The sequence below is a fragment of the [Mycoplasma] falconis genome (assembly GCF_006385795.1).
GTDB classification, from domain to species: Bacteria; Bacillota_I; Bacilli_A; order Mycoplasmatales; family Metamycoplasmataceae; genus Metamycoplasma; species Metamycoplasma falconis.
Genome location: NZ_VFSS01000035.1, coordinates 1 through 544, shown reverse-complemented (window position 1 = coordinate 544; position 544 = coordinate 1). Strand labels below are relative to the sequence as shown.

Sequence of the window (544 nt, the reverse complement as noted above, 5' to 3'; positions counted from 1 at the left end):
AGTAAAGCGAATGTAGTTGATTCAGACGGTAACGGTGGCGGTATTTATGAGTGCTTACTATCCAAAACAAGTAGCACTACTTTAAGAATAGATAACGATGTGTATTTCGATTTAGGCAGAACAACAGGTTCTGGAGCGAATGCCAACAAAGTTACTATAACTAAAATTATGGGGTGGAAATAATGAAAATCACAGTAAACGATAAAAACGAAGTTATCGGATACGTTAATACTGGCGGTTTACGCAATAGTTTAGATGTAGACGATAATAATGTGCCTATCAAATTTAAAGAAGAGTTCGAACCTAGAAAGTTTGTAGTCACTAACGGCGAAAGTAAATACAACAACAATTTTGGAAAAGAAGATGATTCGAACACACCAAGTCAACAAACTGCAACAGATTTGAGTGATGAGGAACTTCGCGGAATGGTTGCGAGTATGCAAATGCAGATGACACAAGTAAACATGTTAACAATGAAGTTAACACAACAAAACGCTATGTTAACACAACAGTTGACTGAACTAAAAGCTGGTAAAACAAATAC

At 36.0% G+C, this 544-nt stretch carries 2 protein-coding genes; both read left to right on the top strand.

Features of this window, described 5'->3' with window-relative positions; translation table 4 throughout:
• On the top strand, window positions 1–183 hold a 183-nt coding region (locus FJO69_RS03020), incomplete at its 5' end, for a hypothetical protein (protein WP_170177220.1).
• Window positions 183–544: DUF2977 domain-containing protein (locus tag FJO69_RS03015; protein WP_140781575.1), on the top strand; the 362-nt coding region annotated here is incomplete at its 3' end. The genes FJO69_RS03020 and FJO69_RS03015, both read left to right, overlap by 1 nt.